This window comes from Pseudoalteromonas sp. ESRF-bin5 (assembly GCF_002632075.1).
Taxonomy (GTDB): domain Bacteria; phylum Pseudomonadota; class Gammaproteobacteria; order Enterobacterales; family Alteromonadaceae; genus Pseudoalteromonas; species Pseudoalteromonas marina.
The window spans coordinates 1-16,606 of sequence record NZ_NTLW01000318.1; the positions used below are offsets into that span (position 1 = coordinate 1).

The following is a 16,606-nucleotide window of genomic DNA, read 5'->3' on the forward strand; positions in this document are numbered from 1 at the left end:
CATATTATGGATTACGATGAACGTGAAAACTTTAACAATCCTCTATTAATTAGCTTTGCTGCAACCAGTGTGCTTTTTTGTTTAACTGGCTTTTTACTGCTATTGCAAAACATAAGGATTAAAAGCAGATTTAAATAAGTTTATGTTTGCCTGTTGAACCAGTAAACTAGGGGATCCTGTAGTTCACGTATGTGATGGATATGACCCGATTGATTTTGGCCTTACTGGCTTGCTGTGTCTGTTTTTCGGTATCAAGTAAAGACTTTACTCGCTTCTCTACTGCTAAAAAGCACTTAATAAAAACGCTACCGCACAATGCAAAAAGCCTGTATTGCGGTTGTGATATTAAAAAACAAGGTAAAAAACTAGTGCCAGATCCAACGGGTTGTGGCTATGTACCTCGTAATACATTTACCCGCTCAGGCAAAGTAAACCAGCGCGCTTTACGTATTGAATGGGAGCATATTGTATCGGCATGGGAGTTTGGGCATCAACTACAATGTTGGCAAAATGGTGGGCGGAAAAACTGCCGTAAAGTCAGCGAAAAATTTCGAAAAATGGAAGCTGATATAAACAACTTAGCCCCCGCAATTGGCGAAATAAATGCTGACCGCTCTAATTATCGTTTTGGCATGCTAGGTGGGGCCGCGACTCAATACGGCCAATGCGATGTAAAAGTAAACTTTAAGCAACGTGTTGTTGAGCCACCATTTTATGCCCGTAAAAAAATTGCCGACGCCTATGCTTACATGCAAAAAACCTATGGTTTAAAAATTTCAAAACAACAACAAAAACTTTTTAATGCGTGGCAAAAGCAAGACCTAGCACTAAAAAGCACTATACAAAAAATGTAATGATATTCCCGCTAATAAGCGAACTTAAAATACTGCTTTACCAATAAAAAATGACACAATTATTTACATAAAGAAAAAGCAAAACGTTGAATAAATAATCAGGTGTTGTAGTATTTTAAACAACTTATTTACAGGAAGTACCGAATATGTTTAAAAACAACACTCTATCGCTTGCAATTATTAGCGCGCTCTCAGTTTTTGCTTTAACAGGTTGTGGTGGAGGCGGAGGTAGCAACACTACACCAGCGCCTGTCACGCCACCTACAAGTAGCACACCGACATGGACTGCCGGTGTATTTGAACCTTCAGACGAACTCAAAAACTTTTGCGAAAACCCACGTACAGGTAACGACCCGTTTAATAATAATGAGCCTTACCCTGACCAAGCTGGTTCAGCCTTATACGAAAAACTATGGCTTCGCTCATGGAGCGACGAAACATACCTGTGGTATGACGAAATAGCCGATAACGACCCTGAATCGTTCGATACCGTCGCTGACTATTTTGCTCAACTAAAAACCGAAGAGCTAACCGATTCAGGCGCTAAAAAAGATAACTTTCATTTTTCAGAACCCTCTGAAGATTACTTCCAAGAAGCACAATCGGGCGTTACCTCTGGTTATGGTATTAACTGGGCATTTATTGGTGATTCAGCCGATAGAATTTTACGTGTTGCTTACCTTGAAGATGACTCACCAGCTAGCCAAATTGGCTTTCAACGAGGCGATACCGTACTTGAAGTTGATGGCGTAAGCATTAATACCAATACCCAAGCCGGGATTGATACTTTAAACGAAGGCTTATTTAGCCCAACCAACGGTGATTCACATACAATTGTTGTTCGCAGTAACGACGGCACGGAAAAAACATTTAACGTCACAGCGGGTAACATTGAGCAAACGCCTGTTCAAAATGTAAAAACGATTGTAACAAGCAATAACACGCGCGTTGGTTATATGCAGTTTAATAGTCATATAGGTATTGCCCAAGAGGGCCTAATTGATGCAGTAAATAAATTTAGAACCGATAACGTAGACGAACTCGTTATTGATTTTAGATACAACGGCGGTGGTTTATTAGCGCTGTCTGCGCAGCTAGCGTATATGGTGGCAGGAAGTGCCAATGTACAAAATCGCTTTTACTATCAAACACAACAAAATGATAAACAGCCTGTCGATTCTCCATTTCCGTTTATTGACGAAGAAATAGATTACTCAACGTTTTTTAGTACTGGCGATAAATTACCTGATTTAAACTTATCTAAGGTATATGTACTAAGTACATCAGGTACCTGTTCAGCCTCTGAAGCATTTATTAATGGCTTAAAGGGAATAGATGCAGAGGTGGTACTTATTGGCGACACAACCTGTGGTAAACCATACGGATTTACGCCTACACACAACTGTGGAACAACCTACTACACCATTCAATTTAGTGGTGTTAACAGTAAAGGCTTTGGCGAATATGCCGCAGGCTTTACCCCAACACCAACACCACAATTTAATGCCGATGTACAAGGGTGTGTTGTTAGTGATGACTTTGATAATCAACTTGGTGATAGCAACGAAAGGTTATTATCTACAGCACTTTTTCATATAGATAATAACGGCGCATGCCCAATTACAACAACAGTCGCTAATAGTAAAGTAGATGTACCAAGCTTTGCTGCAACGGGCGAAAAACTGCAGCCTTTAAACGCACCAAATGATCTTACCCGCGGTAACATGGACCTAACATGGCCTACGTTGTCTGAGGAGCAATAATGGTAAAGTTTCTAGCGGTACTCACTGTATTAATAAGTGTTGGGGGATGTAATAGTATGAGTAATGCCGTTGCAAAGCCTGCGCTATTAACAGAAGTTAACCCAGGCGTTATAACTGTGCTGCAACAGGCAATTATAAAAGCTAAAGGCGGTACGCTTGTTAAACTGGCCGACACCGTTTTTACCAAACGCAGTGAGCTTTTACTAAGCCATGGTACAAGTAAAGATCCCAATGGTATGCCCATTATGGGCGCGCATAAAATCAAGTCAGAAAAGTTTGTTTTGCAAATTATTGGCGAGCAATGCGTGCTGTATTACCCTAAAAAAGATCTCACTATTGAGCTTAAAAACGTACGTTGTAAAGCACAGTAATTTAAAAACTAAAAAAGCGTACAACTTGTTGTTGTGCGCCTTTTTATTGTAAAACTATAAAAAATGCTGATTGCCAAAAAATAACTCGATCGGGAACCCTTCAGTTTTTTATTTAGCAAGTTTATTAAAATGCGCCTTTAATAAGCCTGCAAAAGCTTGTACTTTCGCAGTGCGATGCACTAAATGATGGGTCACTAACCACACATCTGTGGGCCAATTTAGTTCACTATGTAGCACAGGAACCAAATCACTATATTGCGCTGCTACATCATGTTGTAAACCACCAATGCCTAAGCCTTTAATAATCGCGCGCGTGGCCTCGGCAGTTTCTGATACACGTAATTTGATTTGCGATGCAGGAATGTTTTCGTCTGCCCAAGCAAAATAAGGTACGCGCGCATTATATCCCGCCACTCCTGATACAAAATTATGCTGCAATAAATCACCTAGTGATTTAGGCATGCCATGCCTTGTAATGTAGCGTTTGTTAGCATATAAACCCGATGTAAGCTTTGCTAAGTGCTGAGCAATGTAGTCACCCTCATCAGGTTTAGGGCCTGCACGAAGCGCAATATGTGCTTGCCCGTGATCGAGCCGCAAGCGTTTTTGCTCCAAAATAACTTCAAGCTGCACTTGTGGGTGTAATGCCTGAAATTGCTCACATACATCACCCATAACATCAATAAACCCACTCACCGTAGTAAGTAATAAACTTCCGCGTAAAGTACTGTCGGCAGCGGCAATATCGTTATGTAGCTGTTCGAGCGAGGTATCTATAGTTTGCGCTGTCGCAAATAATTTAGCGCCAATTTCAGTTACCTTGTAACCACGAGCATGGCGATGAAACAAGCGGGTATCTAGGTTTTTTTCAAGGCTGTTAATTCGTCTTAACACAGTGCTGTGGTGCACATTAAGTGCCTCTGCTGCAGCTGTAAGTGTGCCAAGCCGCGCCACTTCAAAGGCCACTTTTACGTCTTGCCAGTCATCAAATTTAATTGCCATGCGCTCTGCCTTTAACTTGTGTGCATATATGCACATAAGTGTTGCGTTTATTTGGGTTTTCTACAAGTAAAAGTTTGCTACATTAGGTATGTAACTTAAAACATAAAAAGGCCAAACTCATGTCAGCACCAAAAATTATCGCGCTTGCGGGCAGCTTACGTAAAGAAAGCTTTAATCAAAAACTTATTAATGAAGCAGCACGTTTTGCTCTGCAAACAGGTGCTGAAGTAGAAGTTATTCAGTTAAGCGAGTTAGATATTCCACTATTTAACGAAGATATTGAAGCACAAGGCACACCCGCTGATGCACAACGTTTAAAAGATACACTTCGCTCTGCAGATGGTATTTTACTGGCAAGCCCAGAGTATAATGGGTCTATCACTGCGCCGTTAAAAAACGCTATAGATTGGGCGTCACGCACTGAGCAAGGTGCAGTACCGGCGTTTCGTAATAAAGTTGTGGCCTTATTTGCTACTTCACCGGGTGGATTAGGAGGTTTACGCGGTTTAAACCACGTACGTGATATTTTAAGCGGCATTGGTTCGTTAGTACTTGCCGACCAACTTGCTGTACCGTCTGCGTTTTCTGTTTTTGATGACAATGGCCAAATTAGCGACCCAGAAATAGCTGATAAAGTATCTTCGCTTGCTCATCAATTAGTCAGTGTTGCAAGCAAATTAAAGTAACCTTATACGCTTTACTTTTGCTTTGTCGCCGCTATTTTTGCGGCGATAAAATCAACATGCGTTACATATAATAGACCCGCTATTTTACGTATTACGTATTCTTCTTGTGGGTCTATTTCACCGTCTGCGTAGGCTAAACGCCACAGCAATTCTATTATCTCTATTCGCTCTGCCGCACTGCAATGCTCATTAATCTGTTTTGAAAACTGAAAGTAATCAATTGCACCATCTAAACTACTTGCTGCATTGGTAGTGAGTTCTTCAACCTCAGAATCTGTTAAATTAAAATACTTTTTTAAGGTTACAGTCAGGGTGTGTTGTTCATCATGGTCGAGCTTGGTATCTGCACGCATCACTTCAATTAGCAACGCTGCTACCGCCGTTTTTAAATCGTGTGGCTCTATACTTGGCGCTGGATCATCGAATGCTGTAAAAAGCTGTTTTATTTGTTTGAACATCACATTATCTCTTTTGGTGTTAGACTTAACGTACATAAACCGAACTTGTATGAGTATTTAATGGGTATTAAGTTCGCAAATTAAAGGATACATTTTATGAAAGGGTTATATTCACCGCGCTTTATCATTAGTTGCGTACTGGTGGGCCTTTCGAATACAGGCACTGCACTGGCCGACACCGTCGAAAAAGAAAAATCATACGACTTTGATAACAAAGTTCATTATTATCAAACCAAAATTGACAACAGCAATTATAAAATAGAAATACAATCAGACGATTACAAACACTTTGCTAATCAAAGTATGTTTTTACTGCGCCATGCAGACAGGTTATGCCGTGGTAACACCTTTATGTTAAAAGTGCTTGAAGGCGTGCAAGAGTACGAACGTTTTCCTACTAAACCACGCGCTTATCAACCACCTTTAACCGTTTTATTGCAATGCGAAAAGCCTGAATAATAAATTTACTCTTCGTATCCCCATGGTGCAGCGGGTGGCGTAATAGGTTTAGTTAAATCAAAGTCCACCTTAAACTCGCGCCCTTGGCGAATTAACCGATACGTAAATACCTCAGGATAAATATACATTTGCCATGTATTACCTGCCGACTGTTCAATGCCTTGTGCTACAAATAATTCTTTAGAGTATTGATCTGCCGGGAAAGACTGCATTTGTGCAAAACCCGCATCAAGTGTATGACCGCCATACATAGTAGAAGCGTCGTCAGTGCCATCTTTATGGCGATGATCATGCTTTAAGCTCAAACCACTGCCCGTTTTAGTAATGATCCACGTACGCGATGCATCATCACCCACATGAAATGGCACTTGTAGCTCGCTATCAGTACATTTACGTACATGCATAACTAATTTTTTATTATCAAATGAGCTTGGGCCTTTTGCGTTATCTACACTTACTTTGCCCTCAAACGCTTTCCCACAATACGCTGCTATATTATTAAAAAATGCATCGTGTGTTGGTATAGATACCAAAGGCGCAGGGCGCGCGATAGCGGCTGATGAAGCAAGTAATAACGTTGCTGCCGTTAATAATTTCATAAAGTACTCTTATAATAGTTTTTTAATACCATAGCGGTTTAAGTTAATAATAGGAAATAGCTGCGACAAGTGGCTAAAAACAGCTGAATATAAGTAATCTCTTTGTTATTAGACTAATGGCTTATATTGTAAAAAGCTGCAATAAATTTACTTTCACCCTATACAGAAAAAACATAACAATCTGATTAACAATGAATTTTATTGATTGTTTTTAACTATACATAAATGATTGTTGGTATATTGACTTCCTTTTTCTCCATACACGACCTTTTGCCTATACATTCCTGAGTAAAAGCTGATCTACCCTGCCCCTTCACTATTCATTTGCTTTAACAAAAGCCGTATTAATAAATAAGCAACGAGTAACAGGAGGGACTATGTCAGTAACCCCAAAGGGTCACAACTCAGATCACAAAAATACATTGCATGACAATACCAACAGCTATCAAAACAACCATAAACCCAGTTCAGAGTTTAATACCCGCGACGAATACCTAGAGCACGAGCTGCAAATTATGCAGCCTAAGCGCTGGCGGCCTAATTTCCCCTTTAGAGACTACCGCTTTGAATTTGAAGACACGATTCCAGCCATGGCGGGCACCATTGGTAAAGTCGTTATGGTGGGGGCTATTGCCGCTACTTTTGCAGCGCCACTTGGTTTAAGTGATGCGTTTGTGTTAGAAAACGTACGCTATGAATTACTCATTGTTTCTATTTTTATTATTTTGTTTTCGGGCTTTATTTTACCTACCGCTAACTTAGCGGGTACTCATGGCCCACTTATTCCACTTATTCCTATTGTGGTTGCCGCTGGCGGCCACCCTATGGCATTTGGCTTACTGATTGGTGCCTTTGGCTTTATTTTAGCCATAACCAAAGGAGGGAGCTTGCTGGCACGCTTAACGAGTAAAGGTGTGTGCGGGGGCTTACTTATATATTTAGGCTTTATTGGCACAATTTCGCAGGTTAAAAAACTGTTTACATGGGCTGAGGCCATTGATATGGCGCACATTGCGTTTATTGTTATTTTGGCGACCATTTTATTGTATGCGTTACTTGAGCACTTTAAAAAGCGCTGGTTAGCTGTGCCGCTTAGCTGCCTTATTGGCGGTGTGGTTGCATTTGCACTCGGTGCGCCGTTTGAATTTAATACCGCGCCGGGCTTACCAAATATGAACCCAGCTTATTGGTGGGGCGAAAACACAGGTTGGATGCTGGGCTTACCTACGCTTGAAAGCTTTGTGGTTGTACTGCCTTTTGCGGTATTAGCTGTGGCTATGTGGTCACCGGATTTTTTAGGGCATCAAGTATTTCAAAAAATTAGTTACCCGCAACGCACTGAAAAAGTTCAAATGAACATAGACGACACCATGCTAAGCGCATCGGTTAGACAAACATTTGGCTCGCTAGCCGGTGGTGCTAACTTTACCTCATCGTGGGGAACTTACATTGTCCCTGCCGCTATTGCTAAACGCCCTATTCCGGCAGGCGCCATTTTAACAGCAGTATTTTGTATTGTTGCGGGCTTATGGGGCTACCCAATGGATTTAGCCATTTGGCAACCCGTGCTTTGCGTTGCGCTTATTGTTGGTGTGTTTATTCCGCTGCTAGAGGCGGGTATGGAAATGACACGCGAAGGTAAAACAACGCAATCGGCCGCTATTGTGGTATTTGCCTCAAGCTTGGTTAACCCTGCTTTTGGTTGGTCTCTAACTATGCTGCTTGATAACTTAGGCTTAATTGGCTGTAAAGAACGCAGTGCTAACTTAACTAAAATGAGCCGCTGGGTTATCCCGCTCATTATGTTTGTAGTTTTAACTACGGTAATGGCTATTGTTGGTATGCTGCCAGGCATACCCGCGCTAATGGCAGATTTTAGACATCAATAATTAGAAAACTTAAACATAAAAAAGCGCGGCTTATATACTCAGCCGCGCTTTGTTTTCATATGTAATTAGTTGTTTTTCGTTACTGCCAAGGGCGCTCAGCAGCAAGTTGTTTTTCAAACGCATCAATTTGTGGATTTAGCGTTTCGGTCACACCTATAAAATCTAAGCCACTTAATAAACGCTCTTTTACGTCTTTACGAATATCAAAACTAATTGGCGCAAATTTATCGCTTGATAGTGTTTGGTTTTCAAGATCGATTTGAATGTTTATATCGTCGTGTTGCTCACTAAGTACAAACAATTGCTCAAGCGTATCAGCCGGAAGCGCAATGGCTAGCATTTGGTTGTTGCCACAGTTATTAAAGAAAATATCGGCAAAGCTTTCCGCTAAAATTACTTCAAAACCATATTGCTTAAGCGCCCACGGTGCATGCTCACGTGATGAGCCACAACCAAAGTTGTCACGCGTTAATAATATTTGCGCACCTTGGTAGCATGGGCGGTTTAAAATAAAATCAGGATTTGGTTCGCCGTTTTCTAGGTAACGCCAATCGTAAAACAGTGCTGCATCAAAACCATCACGGCTAGTTGATGTTAAAAACTGCTTAGGAATGATCTGGTCTGTATCTACATTGTTTTTATCAAGTGGGGCCATTAAGCCACTAAAAAATACGCTCATTAGGCTTCTCCTCTTATATCAACAAAGTGACCATGTATTGCAGCGGCTGCCGCCATTGCAGGGCTTACTAAATGTGTACGTCCGCCACGACCTTGGCGGCCTTCAAAGTTACGGTTAGACGTAGATGCACAGCGTTTGCCCGCCTCTAAGCGGTCGTCGTTCATTGCTAAACACATTGAACAGCCCGGCTCGCGCCACTCAAAACCTGCCGCTTTAAAAATATCGGCTAAGCCTTCGTCTTCGGCTTGCTTTTTAACAAGACCAGAGCCCGGTACAATTAATGCCTCTATGCCAGCTACTACTTGCTTGCCTTCAACAATTTTTGCCGCGGCACGTAAATCTTCAATACGGCTATTTGTACATGAGCCAATAAAGACTGTATCTACTTTCGCGCTTGATAATTTATCGCCGGCTTTTAAATCCATATATCTAAGTGCGCTGCGAATAGCGTCGGCTTTAATTAAATCTGGCTCTTGGTCTGGATCTGGTATGCATTCATCAACACCAATTACTTGCTCTGGGCTTGTACCCCAGGTAATTTGTGGCTGAATGTCGTCAGCTTCAAGCTCAACAGCTAAATCAAAGTGTGCACCTTCATCTGTTTTTAATGTTTCCCAATATTCAACTGCGGCATCAAAGTCAGCACCTTTTGGTGCAAACGGACGACCTTTTAAGTAATCATACGTAATTTGATCTGGTGCTATTAATCCCGCTTTTGCACCCATTTCTATGCTCATGTTACATAGCGTCATACGGGCTTCCATTGAAAGTGCTTCAATGCCTTCACCGCAAAATTCAGCAACATAACCTGTGCCACCAGCGGTACCTAACTTGCCTATAACCGCCATAATTAAATCTTTAGAAGTTACCGTTGGGCGAAGCACACCGTTAATTTGAATTTTTAACGATTTTGCCTTTTTTTGCTGTAGCGTTTGCGTAGCTAATACGTGCTCAACCTCAGACGTACCAATACCGTGTGCTAATGCGCCAAACGCACCATGAGTAGAAGTATGGCTATCGCCACATACAATGGTAGTGCCAGGCAGTGTAATACCTTGCTCTGGGCCCATTACATGCACAATACCTTGGTTAATTGAGTTTAAATCGTAAAGTACAATGCTAAACTCTTTACAGTTCGCATCTAGCGCCATTAACTGGTTTTTAGAGACTTCGCTTGCGGCATCAAGTGATCGGCTTTTAGTCGATACATTATGATCCATCGTTGCAAAGGTTTTTTCTGGGCAACGTACCGTACGGTTTTTTTCACGTAAGCCTGCAAAAGCCTGCGGTGATGTCACCTCGTGAACTAAATGACGGTCAATATAAAGTAAATCAGTTTGCTCGTTTATGCTGGCAACGGTGTGTGCTTGCCAAATTTTGTCGTATAACGTTTGGGCCACTTGCTAATTCCCTACTTTGTTAAGTCGCAGCATAACGGTGCTGCGATTTATATATTAAATACGTGAAACGATAGCTGCTGCCACATCGCTTGTGCTGTATCCACCTTGTGGGTAGATATCTGGCGTGCCAACGCCTGCTTCTACGGCTTCGGCTACGGCTTTTTCAATGGTGCGTGCTGCTTCGTCTTGCCCTAATGAGTAACGTAGCATCAGTGCGGCACTTAAAATTTGTGCTATTGGGTTTGCAACGCCTTTACCTGCAATATCTGGCGCGGAGCCACCAGCAGGTTCGTACAAACCAAAGCCCGATTGATTTAAGCTTGCCGATGGTAATAAGCCCATTGAGCCTGTGATCATCGCACACTCATCTGACAAAATATCACCAAACAAGTTATCGCAAAGTAGCACGTCAAACTGGCTAGGCTGTTTAACTAACTGCATAGCTGCGTTATCTACGTATATGTAATCTAGGCTGACTTCTGGGTAGTCTTTACTTACTTCGGTGACTACTTCGCGCCATAATACGCTTGATGCAAGTACGTTGGCTTTATCTACCGAGGTAACATGGTTACTACGTAATTTTGCTGCTTCAAAAGCAAAGCGGGCAATGCGTTCAATTTCTTTACGCGAGTAGTTTTGCGTATCAAAGGCAAACTCCTCTTCGCCTTCGCCACCTCGCCCTTTTTCACCAAAGTAAATGCCGCCGGTAAGCTCGCGTACACATAAAATATCAAAGCCTTTTTCGCTAATATCGGCACGTAATGGCGACGCTGCACTTAATGCTGGTAATAACTGTGCTGGGCGTAAATTACAAAACAAACCAAAGTGCTTACGAAGCGGTAAAAGCGATGCACGCTCAGGCTGCTCGTTTGGTGGAAGGTTTTCCCACTTTGGGCCACCTACTGAGCCAAATAAAATGGCATCAGCGTTTTCGCACGCGCTTAGTGTTTTTGGTGGTAATGCTTCACCAAATTCATCAATGGCTGCACCACCAATAGCATGATGCTCGCGGTTTAGAGTAAAACCAAACTTATTGCTTACAGCATCAAGTACTTGCTCTGCTGCTGCCATTACTTCTGGGCCAATACCGTCGCCTGCTAATACGGCAACGCTGTAGTTTGTTTTACTCATCCTGCTTTCCTTTGTTGTTTTAAATCAGACACTTTTTGTGCACGATAAATTAAGTTGTAAACACGGATCATGGCGCGTACCGACGCTTCTACCACATCCGCAGCAATACCCGCACCGTGGTAAGGTCGGCCATCGTATTTAGCTATAATATTTACTTGGCCTAGCGAGCTTGCGCCTTGGCCTGTCGCTTCTAAGTTGTATTCAATCATTTCAACGCTCATACCGGTTAAGCGCTCAATAGCTGCAAACGACGCCTCTACTGGGCCATTACCTGTTGCGGCTTCTTGTTTAACTTCGCCATCAATCACCATACCAATAGTAGAGCTGGCTACCGATTGCGAGTTAGACGCTGAGTTAACAAACTCTAACTGGTATTTTTCATCTTTGTCGTTAATTTGATTCAAGTAAATCATGGCTTCAAGGTCGTAGTCGTACACCGTGCCTTTTTGATCAGCTAGCGCTAAAAAGCTTTCGTATAGGCTGTCCATATCGTAGTCCGCTTTTTGGTAACCTAACTCTTCTAAGCGGTGCTCAATAACATGACGGCCCGAACGCGAAGTCATATTTAATTGGTTGTTTGGTACGCCTACGCTTTCTGGCGACATAATTTCGTAAGTATTTTGTGCTTTTAATACGCCATCTTGATGAATGCCCGAGCTATGTGCAAAGGCGTTTTCGCCCACAATGGCTTTATTTGGCTGTACTGGCATATTACAAATTTTTGCCACTTGGCGAGATGCACGATAAATTTCTTCGCTTTTAATATCGGTGTGAACTTTTAAGTGGTCTTTGCGCATTTTCATGATCATCGCCACTTCTTCAAGCGAGCAGTTACCCGCACGCTCACCAATACCATTTATTGTACATTCAATCTGGCGAGCACCCGCTTGTACCGCGGCTACCGAGTTAGCTACAGCTAAACCTAAATCATTATGACAATGCACGCTTAAACGCGCTTTATCAATATTTGGCACGTTATTCATTAAATGACGGATCATTGCAGCGTATTCGTCTGGCGTTACAAAGCCAACAGTGTCGGGTAAGTTAATAGTAGAGGCACCAGCGTTAATGGCCTGCTCAACAATTTTACATAAATCCCAATGCGGCGTGCGCCCTGCATCTTCACACGAAAACTCCACATCGTCTGTGTAGTTGCGCGCTAATTTAATTGATTTAACCGCCATGGCCGTTGCGTCATCTAGGCTCATACGTAATTTATGTTCAAGGTGCAAAGGGCTTGTGGCAATAAAAGTATGAATACGGCTTTGCTGTGCTGTGCGAAGTGCCTCACCACAGGCTTCAATATCTTTTGCTACTGAACGTGCTAACCCACAAATAATTGGACCTTTTACTTCAGTTGCAATTCGTTGCACCGAGCGAAAGTCAGCAGGGCTGGATACCGGAAAACCCACTTCCATCACATCAACATTCAAACGGCTAATAGTATGCGCTAACTGAATTTTATCATCTTCAGTAAGGCTTGCCTTAAGTGCCTGCTCGCCATCACGTAAAGTGGTATCAAAAATCCATACTTTATCTTTGTCTTGCATAACTGCCCCTCATTCCTATGTTACCCAAATTTCAATTTATCCCAGCCGCGAGATAAAAAAAACCCCGCAATTGCGGGGTTTTTAATGTTCAACTCAATGCAAACACACTAATCCCCGCTTACTTGCCATAGCAGTAAGAGGTTAAGTTTTAGTGTAATTAAACGAATATTTTGCATCTTGTTTCTTGTGTGTGTGTTCAGTGAGGCCTATTTTTAACATTACAGCGCAGTAGGCGCAAGCATAAAAATTCCACAAAACAACTTAGCACCACACTCTTTTGGATTTTATTATTCAAAAAACCACTGAAAAATAGATTTTAAAATCAAAAAAAAGCTAAGTCACGCTTAAATTTATAATCTCAACAAGCTACTCTGCTTATATTAACTTTTTACTATTTTTTAGGCTAAGTTACTTAATTTGTTTCTCTTACATAATGGGTTGCACCACGCGTTATGTAACGCAGCTGCCAAATAACACGCTCAACAAGTTCGTCGAGTTGTTGGCCTTCTATATCTAATGCTTCAGCGCCGGCGTTAAATACCAGTGTTACCATGGCTTCTGATTGAATGTAGGCGTGCATGGCGTCGCACTTGGTTTCGCTTTCTAAATAGTGGGCAAGCTCTAAAATAAAGTGTTTGATTTCCCGTGCAACTGCGGCTCTAAATGCCTTAGATGTGCCAGAGCGCTCACGCAGTAATAACCTAAATTGGTTGCTTGAGCTGTCTATAAATTCCATAAACGTAACAACCGAGGTGTTGATTACACTGCCACCGTCGTTTGCTATGCGTCTTCGGGCTTGGCGCATTAGCTGGCGAAGGGTTAAACCGGCTTCGTCCACCATGGTTAAACCTAGCTCGTTCATGTCTTTAAAATGGCGATAAAACGAGGTGGGCGCAATGCCAGCTTCGCGGGCTACTTCGCGTAAACTTAAATTCGAAAAGCTGTGATCTGCACTTAGCTGATTAAATGCCGCCTGAATTAAGGCTTGTCGTGTTTTTTGTTTCTGTTGCGCTCTAACACCCGACATCAACAACTCCCTGAATAATTTTATATTAATATTTAGTGATAATAGCTCAATTCCCCAGTCTAATACTTGACGGCGAGAGTTTGAAATACTATTTTAGCTTACAGTTGTACGCTGAGATTGAGAATGATGAATAAACCACCGATTATCTGGACAAACGTCCTATTTTTTAGCCTTACCTTTTTAGCGGCTATCACACTTGTTCCTTGGTATGGCATTAGCTACGGATTTACCAGCGCACATTGGATTGCTTTTGTAGCCTGTATGTTTTTTGCGGGCCTATCTATCACAGCCGGTTACCACCGTTTATGGGCACATAAAACGTATAATGCTCATCCTGCTGTTGAATTTATTTTTGCCCTTGGGGGTGCGTTTGCGTTGCAAAACAGCGCTTTGCACTGGAGTAGCGATCACCGTATACACCATGGCCAAGTTGACGACCCAATAAAAGACCCTTACGCCGCAACCAATGGCTTTTGGTACAGCCACATTGGCTGGATGTTACGTGACTACCAAGGCGATAGCTACGGTGATTACAGTAATTGTCGTGATTTACAGCGTAATAAAATCGTTATGTGGCAACACAAGCACTACCTAAAACTAGTTATTGCGATGAATGTTGGCCTACCATTAGTACTTGGTTTATTAGTGGGCGACGTATGGGGTATGCTTATTTTAGCGGGTTTACTGCGTTTAGTATTAAGCCAACACTTTACCTTTTTTATTAACTCGGTGGCTCATATTTGGGGTTCGCGCCCGTACACTGAAAAAAATACCGCACGCGATAATGGCTTTTTAGCGTTATTTACTTATGGCGAGGGTTACCATAACTTTCATCATATTTTTGCAAGTGATTACCGTAATGGGATTAAGTGGTTTCATTATGACCCCACTAAATGGGTGATTCGCTCTTTAGCTGCTGTTGGTTTAGCCAGTAAATTAAAGCGTACCCCTGTTGAGCGCATAGAAAAAGCCAAAGCCGATACGCTTATGAGCAAAACGCAAACACGCCTTGCAAAATTGCCTTTAGCGCAAGATAGGCTTACATTATTACAACAAGAATACGATTTATTGCTGAAAAAACTGCAGACTTATTGTTCACTTCAAAAACAAGTTTTAGAAGTTAAAAAAAATAATATGGCAAAGCAGTGTGAACGTTCAGCTTTAATGGCACAATATCACGAGCTGGAAGCCGCCTGGGAAAATCAAAAACAGGCATGGCTAGCACTTAATGCGAGGTTATTAAAAGCCTCTTTTAATTAATTTAGGAGTGGCTGTGGCCAAACAACCAGAACAGAAAAAAGCACCCGTAAGTTTCCAATATGACGCAATAATTATTGGAACGGGCCCTGGCGGTGAAGGCACCGCCATGAACCTTTCGAAAAACAACAAAAAAGTAGCTGTTATAGAGCGCCAAGAAACAGTCGGCGGCGGTTGTGTACATTGGGGAACTATCCCTTCTAAGGCATTACGTCACTCGGTTAGCCGCTACATTGAATACAAAGCCAACCCGTTGTTTAATATTGGTGAACGCCCGAGTCGTTTAACGTTTCCTGATATTTTACGTCACGCAAGTTCGGTTATTTCTAAGCAGTCTAATTTACGTAGCAGCTTTTACGATCGTAATCGTATTCATATGTTTCAAGGTGATGCGAGCTTTGTTGATAAACACACTGTTGAAGTAAAACGTCTTGACGGTTCAACCGAGCGTATTACTGCAAAAACAATTGTTATTGCTACGGGCTCTCGCCCTTACCGCCCACCTGAAGTTGATTTTAGCCATTCTCGTATTTACGAGAGCGATACTATTTTAGGCCTTGAGCACGACCCTCAGCGCGTACTTATATACGGCGCAGGGGTTATTGGCTGTGAGTATGCTTCTATTTTTAAAGGTTTAGGCGCTAAAGTTGATTTAGTGAATACTCGCGACCGTTTACTTGCCTTTATGGATGCTGAAATATCTGATGCACTTAGCTACCACTTTTGGAATAGCGGCATTGTTATTCGTCATAACGAAGAGTTTGATCGTGTAGAAACGCGCGACGATTGCGTTGTTATGCATTTAAAATCGGGCAAGCGTGTAAAGGCTGACTGTATTTTATTTGCGAATGGCCGCACAGGTAACACTGACACACTTAACCTTGAAGCCATTGGCTTAAAAGCCGACGGCCGTGGGCAAATCAAAGTAAACGAAACCTACCAAACTGAGGTTGAAAACGTTTATGCGGTAGGCGATGTAATTGGCTACCCAAGCCTAGCTAGTGCTGCGTTTGACCAAGGCCGTATTGCAGCTGATGCAATAGCCTGCGGTAACTGTGATGATAAGTTAATTATTGATATTCCGGCGGGTATTTATACCATTCCAGAAATGAGTTCTGTGGGCAAAACAGAGCAAGAACTAACCGCAGCTAAAGTACCTTACGAAGTAGGCCGCGCTCAGTTTAAACACCTTGCACGCGCGCAGATTGCAGGTACTGAAGTAGGTAGTTTAAAAATATTATTCCATACCGAAACCAAAGAAGTACTTGGGGTACATTGCTTTGGCGAACGTGCCTCTGAAATTGTTCACATTGGCCAAGCTATTATGGAGCAAAAAAATGGTGGCAATAATATCGACTACTTCGTAAATACCACATTTAACTACCCAACCATGGCAGAAGCCTATCGGGTTGCAGCATTAAATGGTTTAAATCGCTTGTTTAAGTAAACACTTTAAAGCGTATAAACAAAAAGCCCGCTGT

The 16,606-nt window shown here is 42.1% G+C and carries 16 protein-coding genes; 8 read left to right on the forward strand and 8 right to left on the reverse strand.

Going from position 1 to position 16,606, the window contains the following annotated elements:
- Positions 1–200: 200 nt before the first annotated feature.
- The 3 genes from BCG07_RS19325 to BCG07_RS19335 all read left to right on the forward strand — a co-directional run bounded on the left by BCG07_RS19325 (position 201) and on the right by BCG07_RS19335 (position 2,988).
- A complete protein-coding gene (locus BCG07_RS19325) occupies positions 201–854 on the forward strand; it encodes an endonuclease (RefSeq protein ID WP_033019623.1) in 654 nt (217 codons plus the stop codon).
- Between the two features lie 146 nt (positions 855–1,000).
- On the forward strand, positions 1,001–2,617 hold the full coding sequence (locus BCG07_RS19330; RefSeq protein ID WP_286891606.1) for a S41 family peptidase: 1,617 nt from the start codon (positions 1,001–1,003) through the stop codon (positions 2,615–2,617).
- Complete coding sequence (locus tag BCG07_RS19335; protein ID WP_286891608.1) at positions 2,617–2,988, forward strand: hypothetical protein; 372 nt, start codon at positions 2,617–2,619, stop codon at positions 2,986–2,988. Before BCG07_RS19330 ends, BCG07_RS19335 begins: the two co-directional genes overlap by 1 nt.
- Before the next feature lie 108 nt (positions 2,989–3,096).
- On the opposite strand, the gene BCG07_RS19340 is transcribed toward BCG07_RS19335, so the two are convergent.
- Positions 3,097–3,990, reverse strand: coding sequence for a LysR family transcriptional regulator (locus tag BCG07_RS19340; protein ID WP_058430109.1), 894 nt, complete (start codon positions 3,988–3,990; stop codon positions 3,097–3,099).
- 119 nt (positions 3,991–4,109) lie between these two features.
- Between BCG07_RS19340 and BCG07_RS19345 the strand changes: the two genes are divergently transcribed.
- Positions 4,110–4,676, forward strand: a complete 567-nt coding sequence (locus BCG07_RS19345; RefSeq protein WP_277053868.1) for an NADPH-dependent FMN reductase — start codon at positions 4,110–4,112, stop codon at positions 4,674–4,676.
- Positions 4,677–4,687: 11 nt separating this feature from the next.
- Here the strand turns inward: BCG07_RS19345 and BCG07_RS19350 are convergent, their stop codons facing one another.
- Positions 4,688–5,134 carry a tellurite resistance TerB family protein gene (locus tag BCG07_RS19350; protein WP_008129052.1) on the reverse strand — a complete coding sequence of 149 codons (447 nt, stop codon included), beginning with the start codon at positions 5,132–5,134 and terminating at the stop codon, positions 4,688–4,690.
- A 96-nt stretch (positions 5,135–5,230) separates the two neighbouring features.
- Between BCG07_RS19350 and BCG07_RS19355 the strand changes: the two genes are divergently transcribed.
- Positions 5,231–5,593, forward strand: a complete 363-nt coding sequence (locus tag BCG07_RS19355) for a hypothetical protein (RefSeq protein ID WP_010557772.1) — start codon at positions 5,231–5,233, stop codon at positions 5,591–5,593.
- A gap of 5 nt (positions 5,594–5,598) precedes the next feature.
- On the opposite strand, the gene BCG07_RS19360 is transcribed toward BCG07_RS19355, so the two are convergent.
- Positions 5,599–6,192, reverse strand: coding sequence for a hypothetical protein (locus BCG07_RS19360; RefSeq protein WP_010557773.1), 594 nt, complete (start codon positions 6,190–6,192; stop codon positions 5,599–5,601).
- A 377-nt stretch (positions 6,193–6,569) separates the two neighbouring features.
- On the opposite strand from BCG07_RS19360, the gene BCG07_RS19365 reads away from it, so the two are divergent.
- The gene (locus BCG07_RS19365) at positions 6,570–8,081 is read left to right on the forward strand and encodes a DUF3360 family protein (protein ID WP_286891611.1); all 1,512 of its coding nucleotides are present in this window, start codon (positions 6,570–6,572) and stop codon (positions 8,079–8,081) included.
- A 79-nt stretch (positions 8,082–8,160) separates the two neighbouring features.
- Here BCG07_RS19365 and leuD read toward each other — a convergent pair whose 3' ends face one another.
- From leuD to fabR, 5 genes are all read right to left on the reverse strand, one after another.
- The gene (gene leuD, locus BCG07_RS19370; RefSeq protein WP_039038352.1) at positions 8,161–8,760 is read right to left on the reverse strand and encodes a 3-isopropylmalate dehydratase small subunit; all 600 of its coding nucleotides are present in this window, start codon (positions 8,758–8,760) and stop codon (positions 8,161–8,163) included.
- Complete coding sequence (gene leuC / locus BCG07_RS19375) at positions 8,760–10,160, reverse strand: 3-isopropylmalate dehydratase large subunit (protein WP_286891612.1); 1,401 nt, start codon at positions 10,158–10,160, stop codon at positions 8,760–8,762. The genes leuD and leuC overlap by 1 nt, the downstream gene beginning before the upstream one ends.
- A gap of 54 nt (positions 10,161–10,214) precedes the next feature.
- Positions 10,215–11,291 carry a 3-isopropylmalate dehydrogenase gene (gene leuB / locus BCG07_RS19380; protein ID WP_006793757.1) on the reverse strand — a complete coding sequence of 359 codons (1,077 nt, stop codon included), beginning with the start codon at positions 11,289–11,291 and terminating at the stop codon, positions 10,215–10,217.
- Positions 11,288–12,841 (reverse strand): 2-isopropylmalate synthase, encoded by a 1,554-nt coding sequence (gene leuA / locus BCG07_RS19385; RefSeq protein WP_010557777.1) that lies wholly within the window; start codon positions 12,839–12,841, stop codon positions 11,288–11,290. Before leuA ends, leuB begins: the two co-directional genes overlap by 4 nt.
- A 412-nt stretch (positions 12,842–13,253) precedes the next feature.
- On the reverse strand, positions 13,254–13,868 hold the full coding sequence (gene fabR, locus BCG07_RS19390; RefSeq protein WP_039038350.1) for an HTH-type transcriptional repressor FabR: 615 nt from the start codon (positions 13,866–13,868) through the stop codon (positions 13,254–13,256).
- A 126-nt stretch (positions 13,869–13,994) separates the two neighbouring features.
- On the opposite strand from fabR, the gene BCG07_RS19395 reads away from it, so the two are divergent.
- Together BCG07_RS19395 and sthA are read left to right on the forward strand one after the other, a co-directional pair.
- Complete coding sequence (locus BCG07_RS19395) at positions 13,995–15,128, forward strand: acyl-CoA desaturase (protein ID WP_286891630.1); 1,134 nt, start codon at positions 13,995–13,997, stop codon at positions 15,126–15,128.
- 13 nt (positions 15,129–15,141) lie between these two features.
- Complete coding sequence (gene sthA, locus BCG07_RS19400) at positions 15,142–16,572, forward strand: Si-specific NAD(P)(+) transhydrogenase (protein WP_010557785.1); 1,431 nt, start codon at positions 15,142–15,144, stop codon at positions 16,570–16,572.
- Positions 16,573–16,606: the final 34 nt, after the last annotated feature.